This window comes from Pseudomonas sp. JH-2 (genome assembly GCF_036231725.1).
GTDB classification, from domain to species: Bacteria; Pseudomonadota; Gammaproteobacteria; order Pseudomonadales; family Pseudomonadaceae; genus Pseudomonas; species Pseudomonas delhiensis.
This window is the reverse complement of the sequence record NZ_JAZAQP010000013.1, coordinates 101375-116920: the sequence shown is the minus strand read 5'-3', so window position 1 is coordinate 116920 and position 15546 is coordinate 101375. Positions and strand designations below refer to the sequence as shown.

Annotated in this window: 15 protein-coding genes; 3 read left to right on the top strand and 12 right to left on the bottom strand. The window is 69.3% G+C overall.

Going from position 1 to position 15546, the window contains the following annotated elements; all coding sequences use genetic code 11:
* Positions 1 to 96: 96 nt before the first annotated feature.
* Genes VV867_RS11945 through cpaB form a run of 11 tightly spaced genes read right to left on the bottom strand, consistent with a single transcriptional unit; the run spans position 97 to position 12763 of the window.
* The gene (locus VV867_RS11945; protein WP_328566475.1) at positions 97 to 2853 is read right to left on the bottom strand and encodes a PAS domain-containing sensor histidine kinase; all 2757 of its coding nucleotides are present in this window, start codon (positions 2851 to 2853) and stop codon (positions 97 to 99) included.
* Positions 2854 to 2861: 8 nt separating this feature from the next.
* Positions 2862 to 3320, bottom strand: coding sequence for a TadE/TadG family type IV pilus assembly protein (locus VV867_RS11940; RefSeq protein WP_089394702.1), 459 nt, complete (start codon positions 3318 to 3320; stop codon positions 2862 to 2864).
* Between the two features lie 26 nt (positions 3321 to 3346).
* Entirely contained in the window at positions 3347 to 5116 is a 1770-nt protein-coding gene (locus VV867_RS11935; protein ID WP_328566474.1) for a pilus assembly protein TadG-related protein, read from the bottom strand.
* A gap of 23 nt (positions 5117 to 5139) precedes the next feature.
* Positions 5140 to 5421: a DUF3613 domain-containing protein gene (locus tag VV867_RS11930; protein WP_275627447.1), complete on the bottom strand. Its 282-nt coding sequence runs from the start codon at positions 5419 to 5421 to the stop codon at positions 5140 to 5142.
* Positions 5422 to 5481: 60 nt separating this feature from the next.
* Complete coding sequence (locus tag VV867_RS11925) at positions 5482 to 6249, bottom strand: tetratricopeptide repeat protein (protein ID WP_328566473.1); 768 nt, start codon at positions 6247 to 6249, stop codon at positions 5482 to 5484.
* Positions 6249 to 7160 carry a type II secretion system F family protein gene (locus tag VV867_RS11920; RefSeq protein WP_109936695.1) on the bottom strand — a complete coding sequence of 304 codons (912 nt, stop codon included), beginning with the start codon at positions 7158 to 7160 and terminating at the stop codon, positions 6249 to 6251. Before VV867_RS11920 ends, VV867_RS11925 begins: the two co-directional genes overlap by 1 nt.
* Before the next feature lie 10 nt (positions 7161 to 7170).
* Positions 7171 to 8067, bottom strand: a complete 897-nt coding sequence (locus tag VV867_RS11915) for a type II secretion system F family protein (protein ID WP_328566472.1) — start codon at positions 8065 to 8067, stop codon at positions 7171 to 7173.
* Positions 8064 to 9305 carry a type 4b pilus Flp biogenesis ATPase TadA gene (tadA, locus tag VV867_RS11910; protein ID WP_109936697.1) on the bottom strand — a complete coding sequence of 414 codons (1242 nt, stop codon included), beginning with the start codon at positions 9303 to 9305 and terminating at the stop codon, positions 8064 to 8066. Before tadA ends, VV867_RS11915 begins: the two co-directional genes overlap by 4 nt.
* On the bottom strand, positions 9302 to 10546 hold the full coding sequence (gene tadZ, locus VV867_RS11905; RefSeq protein WP_256595986.1) for a type 4b pilus Flp biogenesis protein TadZ: 1245 nt from the start codon (positions 10544 to 10546) through the stop codon (positions 9302 to 9304). Before tadZ ends, tadA begins: the two co-directional genes overlap by 4 nt.
* Complete coding sequence (locus VV867_RS11900) at positions 10546 to 11799, bottom strand: type II and III secretion system protein family protein (RefSeq protein ID WP_371921202.1); 1254 nt, start codon at positions 11797 to 11799, stop codon at positions 10546 to 10548. The genes tadZ and VV867_RS11900 overlap by 1 nt, the downstream gene beginning before the upstream one ends.
* A gap of 46 nt (positions 11800 to 11845) precedes the next feature.
* Positions 11846 to 12763: a Flp pilus assembly protein CpaB gene (cpaB, locus tag VV867_RS11895; RefSeq protein ID WP_328566471.1), complete on the bottom strand. Its 918-nt coding sequence runs from the start codon at positions 12761 to 12763 to the stop codon at positions 11846 to 11848.
* Positions 12764 to 13001: 238 nt separating this feature from the next.
* Between cpaB and VV867_RS11890 the strand changes: the two genes are divergently transcribed.
* From VV867_RS11890 to VV867_RS11880, 3 genes are all read left to right on the top strand, one after another.
* On the top strand, positions 13002 to 13190 hold the full coding sequence (locus VV867_RS11890; RefSeq protein WP_328566470.1) for a Flp family type IVb pilin: 189 nt from the start codon (positions 13002 to 13004) through the stop codon (positions 13188 to 13190).
* A gap of 189 nt (positions 13191 to 13379) precedes the next feature.
* Positions 13380 to 13838, top strand: a complete 459-nt coding sequence (locus VV867_RS11885; protein ID WP_328566469.1) for a response regulator — start codon at positions 13380 to 13382, stop codon at positions 13836 to 13838.
* A gap of 54 nt (positions 13839 to 13892) precedes the next feature.
* Positions 13893 to 14699 carry a response regulator gene (locus tag VV867_RS11880; protein ID WP_328566468.1) on the top strand — a complete coding sequence of 269 codons (807 nt, stop codon included), beginning with the start codon at positions 13893 to 13895 and terminating at the stop codon, positions 14697 to 14699.
* Between the two features lie 33 nt (positions 14700 to 14732).
* On the opposite strand, the gene VV867_RS11875 is transcribed toward VV867_RS11880, so the two are convergent.
* Positions 14733 to 15545 (bottom strand): response regulator transcription factor, encoded by an 813-nt coding sequence (locus tag VV867_RS11875; protein ID WP_328566467.1) that lies wholly within the window; start codon positions 15543 to 15545, stop codon positions 14733 to 14735.
* Between the last annotated feature and the right edge of the window lies 1 nt (position 15546).

Below are 15546 nucleotides of genomic sequence, written 5' to 3'. Positions count from 1 at the left end.
AACCTCTACAGCCTCGGGCCCTCGCTGAAAGAGCCCTGCCAACCAACTTCCGAACTTCCTGAAAAACCACAGGGAGCGAACTTTCGTTCGCCCCCGTCAACCCTCCGCCAGTGGCAGGCGGATGACGAACAGCGCCCCCGCCTCGGCGTTGCTGACGCACAGGCTGCCGCCCATGTTGCGAATCAGGTCGTGGCTCACCGACAACCCCAGCCCGGTCCCCTGCCCCACCGGCTTGGTGGTGAAGAAGGGTTCGAAGATGCGTTCGAGCAGCGCCGGCTCGATGCCGCCGGCGCTGTCGCACACGTGCAGCTCCAGCCAGCCGGGTTCGGCGCAAGGCTGCTGGCCCAGGCGTATCCAGCGGGGGCCTTCGCGCTTTTCCAGCAAGGCGTCGCGGGCATTGGCCAGCAGGTTCACCAGCACCTGCTCCAGTTGGTCGGCGAACCCCATCACCTGCGGGCGCGCCTGCGGCACCGCCAGTTCCAGCGCGATGCCTTGCTGGGCCATGCTCTCGCCCAGCAGCAGCACCACCGCCTCGCAACAGCCATGGGGGTCGAACGGGGCCATGTCCAGGTCGGACTTGCGGCTGAACACCCCCATGTGGTTGACCACGCGGGTCAGGCGGTCGACCTGCGCATCGACCCGCTTCAGCTTTTCGCCCAGGTACTGCGGGTCGTCCAGCCGCTGCCAGGCATTGAAAAGCGCCAGGCGCATGACGTGCAGGGGCTGCTTCATCTCGTGGGCCATGCCGCTGACCATCTGCCCCAGGGCGGCCATCTTGGCGCCCTGGGCGAGTTGCTGCTGGGAGTGGCGCACCGAGGTGTTGTCCCGCGCCACCGCCTGGGCTTCGCGCAGCCGGCCCTGCTCGTCGAACAACAGGCGGTCGCTCCAGATCAGCCAGCGGCACTCCCGCCCGGGCAGGTTGAAGCGCAGCTCCCAGGATTCCTCGGCGCCGCTGCCGGCGCCTTCGACCAGGCGCGCGCGCAGCGCGCTGCAGTCGCGTTCGGACAGCCAGTAGTCCAGGCGGCGCCCCAGCAACTCGTCCACCGGCTCGCCGAGGAAGCTGGCGAAGGTCTGGTTCACGAAGGTCAACGCCAGGCTGGCCGAGTAGCGGCAGATCAGCGCCGGCGAGTCCTCCACCAGCATCCGGTAGCGCTCCTCGCTCTCGGCGATGCGCAGCGCCGCCTGGTGCCGCTCGGTCACGTCCAGCCACAGGCCCACCACTTCCCGCGGCATGCCCTGCACGTCGCGCAGCAGCTTGGCCTCGTCGTACAGCCAGTGCCATTGCCCGGCGCCATCGCGCAGGCGGTACTCGGCGTTGACGCGCCCTTCGCGCAGCAGCGTGCGGCCGCGCTCGAAGAAACTGCCCAGGTCGTCCGGGTGGACGCGCTCGGCCAGGGCCTGCCAGTTGTTCGCCTGCAGGTCGAGGCCCAGCAGGTTGCCGGCGCTTTCGCTGTAGAACTCCGGAATGAGCTGGCCGTTCTCCACGCGCTGCACATAGATCACCACCGGCGCCTTGTCGATCAGGTTGCGCAGCCGGGCATGGGTGGCCTCGGCCTGCTGTGCCTGCTGCCGCGCCTCGCTGACGTCGAGCAGCACGCCGCCGAGGAAGCCGTTGTCCATGCCGCCCTGCCGGCGGCCCTGCAGGCGCAGCCAGCGCCGCACCTGGGTCCAGGAATCCGGGCAGAGGCGCAGGTCCAGCTTCAGCTCCCCTTCCGGGCCCAGTTGGCGCAGGCGTATCAGCAGCTCGTCGGCATCCGCGGGGTGGAAGCGCTGCAGGAGTTCCTCCAGCGACAAGCGCGTCTGCCCGTCCGGCAGCTCCAGGATGGCCGCCACCGCGGCGGAGAACTCGAAGCCTTCGCGCGCCGCGTCATAGCGCCAGTAGCCACCCTGCACCATGTTCTCCAGCAGGTTCAGCCGGTGCAGGCCGTCGCGCAGGCGCTTGCGCTCGAGGCGGCCGAAGACCTGCAGCGCCAGTTGCTCGGCCAGGCATTGCCAGTCGCCGGGCGAGAGTCCCGCGCGGCTCTCGTCGAGGCCCTCCGGCTCGCCGATCAGCCAGGCCACCTGCCCACCCTGCAGCGTCGCCGGAACGACCTGCAGGTGCTCGCAGCACAGCTGCCTGAGCAGTGCCGAGCCTGGCCCGTCAGCGCCGAGCAGGGTGCTGTCGGCCAGGGCGGCGAGCCCGCAATCCGGCAAGGCCAGGCCTTCGCGCAGCAGGCTGCCGGCGCCCGGGCGGACAAAGCTGGCGAACACCCGCCCGCCACCGCCCGGCTGCGCCAGGACCAGGGCCATGGACTGCAGGCGGAAGCTGTTCGCCATGACCTCGAGCGCTTCGCCGACCGCGCCCGGCAGCTCGGCCAGGGCGACGTGGCCGAGCCTGGAGAGCAGCAGCTTGATCACGTTGAAACACTGCATCTGCGACTTTTCCCTGTCGCTCTGCCAGTTCAGGTCGGAAATGTCGGTGCCCAGCAGCAAGCAGCCGCGGCCGGCCAGTGGGCTGACCTGCACGCGGAAGACCAGCGGCTGCTGGTCGAGGCTGCGCAGGGCCAGGTCCACCTGCCCGGCCTGGCGCACCTCCAGGGGTGGGCCGGCGGGGCGCGACCTGCGCTCCAGGTAGTCGCCCAGGTACGCCGCATCGGCATGCCGTGGCGGCGCCAGGCAGCGGGCACGGCGCCCGCCCAGGCGGCGCACGCGGTCCTCGGCGTCCAGCTCGATGCACAGGTCCCAGTGCTCCTGGCTCCACTGCCAGAACTGCTCGCAGAGCCCGCTCTGCACGTCTTGTCGGGGCATCGGCGCCTCACTGTCCGGCGCCGGGGCGGCCTTGTCGTTGGAATGGCCACGGAACAGACCCAGCATCGTCGACCTCACAGCAGCAGGCTGGCCTGGGCCTGCAGCACCGCGGGCAACCGCGGCACCGGGCCGATGCCCGGCAGCGTCAGCACCGGCACCAGCGGGGCGCCATCGGCGGGGTAGCGCACGCAGACGGTGATGCGCGTGTAGCGCCCCTCGGCCACCGGCGTGGCGACGAACTTGCCGCCGCTGCAGCCGGTGTACCAGCGGCTCGGCATCCAGCCGAGGCGGTCCGCCACGGCCTGGGCCACGGTGTCCTGCAGGGCCGCCTGGTACTGCTGCGAACCCAGCGTATCGTTCACCGACACCGCCACCCGCGCGCCGGCGGCCGCGGCATCGTTGAACGACTGCAGCACCAGCAGGGGTATGCAGTACGCCAGCACGCCGTAGAACACGGTGAAGAACAGGATGAAGGTGGCGGCGAACTCGATGGTCACGGCGCCGCGCTGGCGGGTTGGGTGTGTCTGCTGCATGGGTTCCCCCGTAGAGTCGTTGTTGCCTAGATCACCAGCGCGGCGCCCGGTGTCCGCAAGTCGATGATGCGCACGTCGAGGGTGCCGGTCTGGATGCCCAGCAACTGCAGCAACGGGTCGATCAGCTGGCTGCCCAGGCTGGCGAGCACCGAGGCCAGCGCCTGGGTCAGCAGGCTGGTCAGGTCGGCCAGCGAATTGACGAGGCCGCCGACCACGCCGTCGAGCAGTTTCCCCAGTGGGCAGAGCAGCCAGCCGACCAGGGGCGCCTTGCACAGCAGGCCCTGGGTGTTGAGCTCGACGGAGAGGTGCAGGTTCTGCGACAGGCTGGCGATACCCGCCGCCAGCGAGGCGTCCAGGGGGCTTTGCACGCGCTGCACGGCGCTGGGCAGATCGGCCGGCGAGGCGATGTCGAAGGTCAGCGCTTGCTCGCCGGGGGCTGCGAGCGCCACCGTGCCCTTGCTGGTATTGACCGACACCTTGGCCAGGTAGGCCTGGCCGTTGCCCAGCAGCTTCACGCTCAGGTCGTTGAGCGCCACTGCCGCCACGCCGGGCTGCGCCTTGACCGCTACCCGCGAGGCGTTCCGGGCGCCACCGCAGGTGATGCTGTCCAGGGCCGCGTACCCCTGGGCCACGGTCGCGCCCAGGTCGACGTGGGCGTTGACCAGCCCCAGCTTGAGCAGGTCCACGTCCGCCACGACGTTCAGGGCCACCTGCACCGAGTTGGCCTGGGTCCGCCATTGCCCGTTGGCATTCTTGCCCGGATAGCCGATGGCGATGGTCGGCGGGCTGATCACCGTGAGCTTCACCGTCAGGCTGGTCACCCCCGGCACGTTCAGCGTCAGGCCGGGAATCGCCAGCGCATGCGCCTTGTTGGCCACCAGCGCCGTGGCCATCAGCAGGTCCAGCAGGTTGACGTCGGCGCCCAGGGCCGCGTCGCGCGCACTGTCCGGGGCGACGACGCTGATGATCTGCCCCAGGCTGAGGTTCGCCGAGGGCACCTTGATGCTGGCGAGCGCGCTGCGCAGCAGGGCCAGGTTGACGCCGGCGACCTGCGAGGCGTCGGCGGCGTCGATGGCGGCCTGGAGCAGCTGCGCCACGCTGACGTCGGCGTCCAGCAGGCTGTCGACCGAGCCGAGGTTGAGGTCGACGCCGGCAGCCTGCAGTTGCTCGCCCAGGGCTAGCAGGTTGACGTTGGCCCCGGCGATGCCCTGGTAGGTCACCACGTCGAGGTTCAGGGTGGTGCCCAGCAGGCCGCCGAGCAGGGCATTGAGCAAGGGCGAGCTGGTGCTGTCCAGGCGCAGCAGGCCGCTGCCCGCCGACAGCCCCGCCAGCGCCTGGCGCCTGGCCACCGCCTGGGCCTGCAGGGTGACCTGGGTCGGCGTCCCGGCGCCGAACACCGCGGCGACGTTGAGCAGCAGGCTCGAGGGCACAGTGCGGCTGGCGACGACGCGCACCGAGTCGTTCCAGCTGGTGTTGGCAGCGCGGAAGACACGCTGCCGGCCGCTGGCGTCGAAGTCCACGTCGCCGAGGCTCGCGACCAGCCGGCCGTCGTCGGGCAAGCCGTTGCGCCGCGCGCTGGCCAGGGCCAGCGCCTGCACGTCGACGCTGCCCGGGGCGGCGCACATGCCGCTCTGGGTGGCGCTCTCCAGCGCCGCCATGTCGGCCACCCGCTGCAGCTTGCGCTGCTCCAGGTACAGGCGCCCGGTGTCCACCACCAGGGCCATGCAGATCAGCACCAACAGCAGGGTCAATGCCGCCAGCACACCGATCGCGCCGCGCTGCCGCTTGCCGAACATGGACATCTCCTTGACGTCGGGTATCACTTGCTGCCGGTGCTGAAGCCCCGGCTCTCGTCCAGCAGGTACTCGGGGATCGGGTGGCTGTAGCTGTCCAGGTAGCGCCGGTAGGCGCGGTCGCGCTCGGCCGGGGTGGCGGCCTGGTGGTTGGCCGAGGCCTGCCGGCCGCTACGCTGCAGTTGCAGCCACTGCTCGACTTCCCACTGGTCGCGGGTGCTGCCGGCCGGTTGCGAGCGCACCGATTCAGTGGCGCCGAGGGACAGGGGGGCGGCCAGCAGAAGGCCCGTGAGGATGATCCGTTTCATAGCTACTCTCCGCTTCCATCGCGGGCCCTGGCCGTCTTGTGGCCGGGCACCCGCCGTCGATTACCTTGTCTGCTGTTCCACCAGCGGCCTGGGCAGGGGCTGCGCCTGCACCTGGACCTGCGCCACGCTGGCACTGTCCGCCGCCTGCACCACCCGCGGCGGCGCGGCGCCGGCCCGGAGCGCGTCGGCGCGCTGGCGGGCCTGGCGTACCTGCTCGTCGGTCAGCCGCGCCTTCTCGGCCAGCGCCGTGGCCTGGGCGTTCCTGCCTTCCAGCAGCAGCAGGCTGAGCAGGTTGGAGGCCGGCAGCTTGTCGTCCCCGTCCAGTTCCAGGGCGGTGAGGAATTCGAAGCGCGCGCCCGCGCGGTCGCCCTTGCGCAGCAGCACCACACCCAGGTCGTTGCGGATCATCCGGTCGGTGGGCTGCAACCGCGCCGCCTCGCGCAGTTCGCGCTCGGCCTCGGCGATGCGGCCCTCGCGCAGGGCGATCTGGCCCAGGCCGTGGTGCGCCTCGCCGGCCTTGCAGGTGCCGAGCAGGCCCTGGTATTCCGCCTTGGCCAGCGGGCTGCCGATGCGGCGCAGCGCGGTGGCCTTGCTTTCGCGCACCTCCAGCGAGTCGGCCGGGAGTGTCTCCAGGTGCGCCAGGGCGGCGTGCAGGCGGCCCTCGCGCAGCATGTCGCGGGCCATGTCCAGCTGCAGTTCCTGGGTCTGGCTCAACTGGCCGCCGCAGCGCTGGCCGATGCCCGCCAGGCCGTCGGCGAGGTTGTCCGGCAGGTTGACGCAACCGCCCAGTGCCAGGCCCAGCAGGCCCAGCAAGCACAACGTCTTCATCACATTCCCCCCAGTGCCTTGGTGATGGCCATGAACCCCGGCCCGGCCAGGATGATCAGCAGCGCCGGGAACAGCAGGGCGATCATCACCAGGCTCATCTTCGCCGACAGCTTGCTGATCTTTTCCTGCAGCGAGGTCAGCCGGCGGTCCTCGAACAGTGCCTTCAGCGCCGCCAGCGAGGCGCGCGCGCTGCCGCCCTGGCGCAGCATCTGGCGCAGCACGCCGCAGCAGTCGCTCAGCTCGGCCACCTGCAGGCGCCTGCCCAGCTGTTCCAGCTCGTCGGCCAGGTCCAGGCCGCTGTCGGCGTGGGCCAGCACCAGGTCCAGTTCCCCGGCCAGCACCGGCACGATGTGGCGGCCCTCCAGGCGGACCACCCGCAGCGCCTGCTCCACCGTCAGGCCGGTGTCGAAGAGGATGCGGATCAGCTGGATGAACACGATGACCTCGTCGGCCAGGCGCCGGCAGCGCTTGTCCGCCAGGTGCGCCAGCACGCGCTTGGGCAGCAGGAAGCCGATGCCGGCGGCGAACGCCAGCGGCAGCAGCAGGTCGTCCAGGGCGGCGCCCCTGAGCAGGCCGACCAGCCCCGCCAGGGCGCAGGCCAGCAGCGGCGAGGCCAGCTGTGCGGCCTGGTAGAGGCTGCGCGGCAGGTTGCCGCTCCAGCCGGCGCGGGCCAGCAGGTCGTGGACCTCCTGGTCGCGCAGGTGCAGGCGCCGCCCCAGCGCACCGTCACCGAACCGTTCGATGGCCCGGGCGCCCCAGCGCGCCGTGTCCTCGTTGCCTTGCGCGGCGGCGCCCAGGCGCTGCTCGATCAGGTGCTGCTCGCGGTTGGCCGCGCGGCTCTGCGACACCAGCAGGGCCAGCGCCGCGCCGAACAGCAGCAGGGCCAGGAGTACGTACCAGGTCGTGTCCATGTCCGTCCTCCTACACGCTCTTGAGCATGCGCCAGAGCGCAACGCAGCCGACCGCCTGCAGACCCAGCGAGGCCAGCAGCAGCGTGCGGCCGAAGCCGTCCGTCCACATGGCCATCAGGTAGCCGGGGTTGCTGGCCAGGATGTACATCCCCAGGCCCAGCGGCAGCACCGCCAGCACCAGGGCGCTGAAGCGCGTCTCGCCGGTCATGGCGCGCAGTTGGCGGCCGATCTTCTCGCGTTCGTGGATGACCTTGATGATGTTGTCCAGCAGCTCCGTGGTGTTGCCGCCGTAGCGGTAGTTCACTGCCACGCCCAGGGCCAGGATGTGCAGCTCTTCCACCTCGTAGAGCTCGGCGATGTCCTGCAGCGCCTCGGGCAGGCTGATGCCCAGTTGCACGTGGCTGCTGGCCCGGGCGAAGACCGCCCGCAGCGGGTCGTCGGCTGCCGCCACCGCCTGCTCCAGGGCGTCGCCCAGGGTGCGCCCGGCCTGCAGGCTGCGCACCACCTGGTCGAGGAAGGCCGGCATCTGCCGGATCATGCGTTGCAGGCGGCGGCGATACAGCAAACCGAGCAGGCCGTTGAACAGCGCCAGCACCAGCAGCACGGCCAGCAGCACGCCGAACACGTTCAGCAGACGCCCGAGCGGCACGGCCAGCGCCAGCATCGCCAGCGCCGCCCCGGCCAGCCAGGGGCGCATGTGCACGATGCCGGCGCGGCGCATGCGCCGTACCAGCCAGTGCTGGGTGCCCGGCCGCGCCGAACTGATGTCGTCCGGAGCCTGGCCGGGTACCAGGCGGCGCACCACCTGCTCGTTGTTCCGCGCGCGCAGGCCCAGCCCCAGCAGCAACAGCGCCAGGCCCACCAGCAGCAGGCTGGCGACCGCCAGCAGCCACACGCCGCCGCTCATGCCGGCACCTGGCGGAGTTTCGCCCCGGACGGCACACCGGTGCGCACGAACCTGCCGCTGGCGCGCCTGTCCAGGCTGAACAGCGAGTTGGTCACGTAGATGCCGTCGCGCACCTCCAGCACCTCCAGCACTTCGCTGATGCAGCGCCGGCCGTTGGCCTGGCGGGTGATCTGCACCACGATGTCCAGCGCCGCGCAGATCATCTGCCGCAGCGTCTGCTCGGGCAGCTTGTGCCCGGCCAGGCCCACCAGCATTTCCATGCGCAGCAGCGAATCCATCGCCGAGTTGGCGTGCACCGTGCTCATCGAGCCGTCGTGGCCGGTGTTCATCGCCTGCAGCACATCCAGCACTTCCACCCCGCGGATCTCGCCGAGGATGATGCGGTCCGGGCGCATGCGCAGGGCGTTGCGGATCAGGTCGCGGGCGGTCACCTCGCCATAGCCCTCGGCGTTCGGCGGCCGCGTTTCCAGGCGCACCACGTGGTCGTGGCCCAGTTGCAGCTCGGCGGTGTCCTCGATGGTGACGATGCGCTCGCGCGCGTCGATGAAGCCGCTCAGCACGTTGAGCAGCGTGGTCTTGCCGGTGCCGGTGCCGCCGCTGATGAGGATGTTGCAGCGGTTCTCCACCGCCTGGCGCAGGAACGCCAGCAGCGCTTCGTCGACGCTCTGGTAGGCCAGCAGGTCGGCGCTCTGCAGCAGTTCCTTGCTGAACTTGCGGATGGAGAGGCAGGGGCCGTCCAGGGCCACCGGCGGGATGATGGCGTTGACCCGGCTGCCGTCGGGCAGGCGCGCGTCGACCATCGGGCTGGACTCGTCCAGGCGCCGGCCCAGCGGCGCCAGGATGCGCTGGATGACGCGCTGCACGTGGTGCGCGTCGATGAAGCGCAGGTCGCTCTGGTACAGGCGGCCGCGCTGCTCGACGAAGACGCGGTCGGGGCCGTTGACCAGGATCTCGCTGATGTCCGGGTCGCGCAGCAGCACTTCCAGCGGGCCGAAGCCGGTCAGCTCGTCCACCACCTCCTCGGCCAGGCGGTCCAGCTCGTAGCGGGAGATCGCCAGCTGGCGCCGCGCGGCGTACTCGCCGACCTTCTCGGAGACGTACTGGGCCACCGCCGCCCGCGCGCCTTCCAGCAGGTTCACGCCGTCTTCGTCGATCTCGTCGATGATGTAGCGGTGCAGGCGCATCTTCAGGCGCTGCATCTCCTGCTCGTGGCTACCGAGGCTGCTGGCGTAGTTCATGGACGCGCGCCCCGGAAGCGGCCGAACCAGGGGAAGCGCCGCCGCGGCTGGCCGTCCAGCGCGCCGAGCGGCTCGGCCAGCGCGCGCAGCTTGATGGCCAGCGGGTCGCGCGGGGCCACCTCGAACAGGCTGCGGCCGAGGTTCTTCGCCCGCAGGCGCGCCTCCGCCGAGGCCGGCAGCACGCCGAAGAGCTCCAGGCCGAACATGCGGCACAGCGCCTGCTGGTCCGGCGGCACCGCCGGCAGGTAGCGCTCCACCAGCAGTTCGACGGGGGGCAGCGCCTGGCTGTTCTCGCGCAGGCGACGCAGGCTTTCCAGGCCCTTGCGGCACGCCGGCACGCTCTGGTCCACCAGCCACAGCACGCGGCTGGCCTGCTGCAGCAATTGCCGGGCGAGCTCGCCTTCGGGCATGGCGGTGAAGTTGATCAGCACGTGGCTGAAAGCCGTGCGCAGGTTGCCCAGCAGCAGGTACAGCTCGGCGGTGGTCATGCGCTCCAGCACCCCGGGCTCGTCGGTCAGGCTGAGCAGGCGCAGGCCGGACTCGTGGCGGCTGAAGGCGCTGTCGATCAGCGTCTGGTCGAGGCGGCGCAGGTTGCGCATGGCATCGGCGAAGGTGAAGGGCGCGTCCATGCCGAGGATGGCCAGGGCCTCGCCGGCCGGCTGGCCGATGTCCACCAGCAGCACCCGGTTGCCCGCCTGGGCCTGCAGGGCCAGCGCCAGGTGCAGGGCGACGAAGGCGCCGTCGGCGTCCGGCCGGGCGCAGGCCAGGGCGACCAGCTCGCCCTGGTGCACGGCGCTCACCGGCACGCTGGGCAGGCGCCCGCCCAGGCGCCGGACCAACCCGCCCAGCTCGCTGGCACGGGCGCCATAGGTGATGAAGTCGCGGGCGCCGGCGCGCATGGCCGCCAGCACCAGCTGGTTGTCCAGGCCGTCGCCCACGGCCACCACCGAGAGCAGCGGCCGCGCCGACACCAGGCCCTCGATCAGGGCCCCATGCACCATCAGGTTGGCCTTGCCCAGGCTGATGAAGAGCACGCCGGCGCCGGTCACGTCGAGCAGCGCCAGCAACTCCTCCAGGGTGCCGCTGGTGGCGCAGACCACCTGGCCGGTGCTGGCCAGGCTGCTCTGCAGCCACTCCAGCTCGCCCGCATGCTGGGTCAGCGCGACGAAGGTCTGCCCGGCGTTGCGGCCCGACGTGGCGGGCACACGGCTGCCGCTGCGCCCCAACAGGTCGCCGGCCATCACTCGGACATCCCGTTGGCGGAAGCGCGGCCGTCGAACTGGCCGTTCTCCAGGAAGTAGAACTCGCCGAAACCGGGGTCGTACTTGCGCAGGCCCTCGCCGGGCAGCTTGGGCAGACTGGCGTTGGCCGCCAGCGGCTGGACCAGGTGCGGGGTGACCACCATCAGCAGTTCGCGGTCGTCCTTGTCCAGCTGCGAGGAGCGGAAGAACGCGCCCAGCACCGGCAGGTTGCCCAGGCCGGGGAACTTGTCGACGTTGCTCACCGTGTTGCTGCTGATCAGGCCGCTGATCACGAAGCTCTCGCCATCGGCGAGGTTCACGCTGGTGTCGGTGCGCCGCACGTTGAGCGCCGGCACCGCGATGCCGTCGGTCTTGATCCCGGCGGAGAAGTCCAGCTCGCTGACCTCCGGCGCCACCTTCAGGGCGATGCGCCCGCTGGACATCACCGTCGGCGTCAGGGTCAGGCGTACGCCGTATTCCTTGTACTCGATGGTGATGTTGTCGTTGTTGCCGTTGGGCACCGGGATGGGGAACTCGCCACCGGCCAGGAAGGACGCGCTCTGCCCGCTGGTGGCCACCAGGCTCGGGCGCGCCAGGGTATAGGCGAAGCCGCTGCCCTCGAGCATGTTGAGGAAGCCCAGGACCTTGCTGCTGCCACCGCCCCAGATGACGTTGAAGCCGCTGTCGCCGGTGCCGAAGTTGCCGCTCACGCCACCGTCGGAACCGACGCTGATGCCGCTCAGGCTGCCCGGCGCGCCGAGCACGAACAGGTTGGAACCGCGCCGCACCAGGGACGAACTGGCCTGCTTGAGCTTGCTGCGGCTGACCTCGACGAAGCGGATGTCGGTCTGCACCTGGCTGGGCAGGGTCGTGGCGGCAGCATCGCTGGCGGCGCCCACGTCACGCACCGAGCGCCCGGCCACCTGTACCTGGGCCCGCAGCGGGTCGCCCGGGCAGCCGGTCCAGACCAGCAGGCTGGTCTCCCCCTGGGCCTTGCCGGTGACCAGGAAATTGCGCTTGTCCAGCAACTGCACGTCGGCGATCTGCGGATCGCCAATGGCCAGGCGCTTGATCGGCAGCGGCAACTGCTGGTCCTGCTGGGCACCCTGCTGCACCGCCAGTACCAGTTTCTGCGGCAGCAGAGCCAGCCCTTCGCAGGCCTTGGGCGCGGCCTGCGCCGAAGCCAGCAGCGCCCATGCCATGGCGCCCGCGAGGCAGACGCCTACCCGACCAGCCGGACGCCGGTCTCCCATCTTGCAAGCCATCCTACTACTCCCTTTCCCTGCTCCAGGGGCTGATTCAAGGCGCCTCGTGCGCAACCGTGCCGCCGCGGTAGACCGCCACGCCCGCCGCGGCCCGTGGCCGGGCCTGGCTGCGCGGGGCGGCCGGGGCCGCCGGCGGACGGCGACCGAGCAGCTGGTCCAGCGTCACGGCCTCGGTGTTCGCGGGGTTGAGGACGGTATGCAGGTAGCTGCCCTGCTGCTCTTTCTCGTAGAGCTTCTCGTCCTTGCTGCGTACCGCCAGGCGCAGCGAACCGGCCTGGCTGGCCAGCATGAGGCGCGCGGTGGCGTTCGCCGGCACCGCCAGCACCGCGGTGCGCGCCACCTTGCGTTCCTTGTCCTTGCCGTCGTCGGCATGGCGGGCCTGGCCGTCGCCGGCCACGGCGATCTGCTCGCCATAGGTGAGTACGCGCACGCCCGGCAGCACCAGTTGGGCGCGGATGTCGCGCTGGATGCCCTGCTGGTCGGCGACGTAGAGCACCACGTCGACGTAGTCGCCCGGCAGCACGAAACCGCCGCCGCCGACCACGTCGTCCACGGCGATGGCCATGGCCCGCTCGTCCGGGCGGATGGTCCGCGCCAGCGGCCCGCCGGGCTCCAGCACCGCGCCGGAAAGGATGCTGCCGGCCGACACCGGTACCCAGACACGCTGGCCGAGCAAGGCTTCGGCCTTGGTGTAGCTGCCCACCGGCGCGGTCTGCAGGTATTCCAGGCGCAGGTCGTCCTTGCCCAGCACGGCCAGCGCCGGCAGGTCGCGGGTGACCACCACCACGGGGGTTCTCTGCAACTTGTCGGCATCGGTGGGAACCACGGCGGGTACCGGCTCGCTGGCCACCGCCGGCGCCTCGGGCCGGCCGATGGACAACCCCAGGTAACCGACCACCACCGCCCCCAGCAACAGAAGCCCGGCAAACGCCATCAACAATTTACTTTTCATGATAATGATTTCGTTGCAGCCAACGGAAAGCACATTCAGGAAACAAGTAACGAAAGTCGCCGGGGGCACTTGAAAAACAAGTAACCGATAGCCGACTCAGCGTCCTTGCGAGGAGGCGGCAAGTTACCTTGGCGGCATGTGGAATAAAACAACCAGAAGCTACTATGACTTTTCTACTGGTTGTCAAAAAGTACGGGGAGTCGAAGAATATTAAGAATATATCCGCAATGGAGGCACCATGAACTTCAAGTTGAAATTCCGCAAACTCGTCTCTTCCATGAAGGCATTCGCCAAGGACAAGGAAGGGGCCACCGCCATCGAATACGCGGTCCTCGCCGGCCTGATCTCCGTGGCCATCATCGCCACCCTGAAAATCCTCGGCCCCAAGCTGGTTGCGACCTTCCAGAGCATCTCCGACGCGCTCTGAGCCTCTCGCCGCGGCAACCGCTTCGCCCCACGGCTTCGGCAAGACCGGCAAGGGTTCTGGCCTGTGAAAGTGGGGCAACCCGATGAATATCCGCGCGTGCAGCTGGGCAATTTGAAGCGATCAGCCTTGCCCAGCCTGAATGAAAAAGGAAGCAGACCAACCCAACTTTCCCAGAGCTCCGGAATAGCGATGCTGACCCGATCGGAACTTCCCCTGATATTGCTCGTTGACGACGACCCCGACGCACTGGCCTCGACGGCAGAGTTGCTCGAAAGTCTCTTCAATATAAAAACCGCAGGCTCCGGCCATGAGGCCCTCGGAAAGTTGGAGGAAGTCCCCCTTCCGGACATCGTCATCGCCGACCTGGGCATGCCGGGCATGAACGGGCATCGCTTGTGCGAAGCGATCAAGTCCGACGCGCGGACGAAGGACATCACCATCATCTTCCTCACCGGCGAGGACACCACCGAGGCCGAGCTGGAAGGCTTCGAACTGGGTGCGGCCGACTTCATCCCCAAGCCGGTGGAGCCGCGCACCTTCCTCAGCCGGATACGCTCGCACATGCGCAGGAAGCTGGAGCGCGACAGGCTCCAGGACCTGAGCGAATACCTGGAACTGCGCTCGCGCAACCTCCCGCAATCCGGCTGAACGCAGCGCGGCATCCGGCCTGGGCCGGCGCCCGCGCAACAAGGTGTAGAGACAGTGGCGACAAGAAAAGCGGAGCTGCACGGGCACCAGATACTCATCCTCGACGACGAGCCCGACATCGTCGAAGAGGTGGTCGACCTGCTGGACTGCGCCGGCTACCGCTGCCTGGGCGCCGGCACGGCGGCACAGGCCCTGGCGCTGTTCCGGGACAACCCCGGCATCGACCTGCTGATCCTCGACTTCGACCTGCAGGACAGCCAGGGCCCCAGGGTGCTGGAGCAGATGCAGGCGCTGGCCGGCGGCGAAAGGCTCTTCGAGGCCATCACCATCAGCGGGCGGGCCGGCAAGGACGAAGTGATCGAGGTGCTGCGCAGCGGCTTCGCCGACTTCCACACCAAGCCGCTGAACCCCGAGCTGCTGCTGGCCTCGCTGGAGAAGCTGGCCGGCAGGCTGGAGGAGCGCGTCCGGCACCGCCAGCGGGTCATCCAGGCAGAGTCCAGGCTGGACGTGCTGACCGAGAGCCTGAAGTCCCTGGCCAGCGATGCGAAGAAGGCGATCAACTACGTGAACACTTCGTCCAGGCCGGCGAAGGGCGAGGCGTCGATGGACAGCGGCGGGGCGAAAGCGCCGGAAGACCCGCTGGCCAACCCGTTCTTCGCCAAGCTCTCGCTGCGCCAGCTCGACGTGGTGAAACTCATCGGCAAGGGCCTGAGCAACTACCAGATCGCCTGCAAGCTGGGCATCAGCGAGCACACGGTGAAGCTCTACGTCTCCCAGTCCCTGCGGCTCACCGGGCTCAGCAACAGGACCCAGCTGGCGCTCAAGTCGTCGCCGCGGCGCCGGGTGAACCAGGACCTGTAGGGGCCCGCAGGCCTCCCCGGGACTCGCCGCGGGCTACCTCAGCGAACCCCGGGCATCCATGCCCCCCGGCGCCACGGAAGAGGCGGCGAGCAGCATGGCCAGCTGCGTCCGGTTGCTCACGCGCAGCAGCTTGAATATCTGGGTGATGTAGAGCTTCACGGTGTTCTCGGAAATACCCAGTTCATGGGCCACCCGGTAGTTCGAATAGCCCTTGCAGATCAACTGCGCCACTTCCTGCTGGCGATGCGTCAGGTTGCAGAACAGCGGGCTGCTGATATCCATCTTCCTTGAACTGTCTTCTTCGTCCGCTGCCAAGCCGAATACGTCCTGGCCGCCGTGGACATCCATCTTTATCGCGCTGACATCCTGGAACAGCGAGTTCAGCGACTCCGCTATGTGTTCGAGGCGCCCGTTCAGGTGCAGTATCTTGCGTTGCCGCCTGATGCTCTGCAGCAGCTTGCTTTCGATGCGCTCCACGGACGCGATCAGTTCCTGTGGCGATACCGGCTTCATGAGGAAGTCGGAGGCCCCGGCGCGCATCGCCTCGACCACCTTTTCGCTTTCACCGAAACCGGTGAGGACGATGACTTCGAAAAGATAATCGTCCCCCACCGCGCGCCTGATTTCCCCGATGGCGTCCAGGCCCCATTCGCGGCCCAGGTTCAGGTCGCAGACCAGTATCCGCAACTTGGCGTTCTTCCTGAAAAGCGCGACCGCCTCGCCGATGGAACTGCAACCGACCGAGGCGAAACCGACGCTCTCCAGCACTTCTGAAAGTTCCGAGGCGACCTCGGGCTCGTCATCGATGACCAGCACCTCGAACGCCCGGAATTCTTTGTTTTTCATT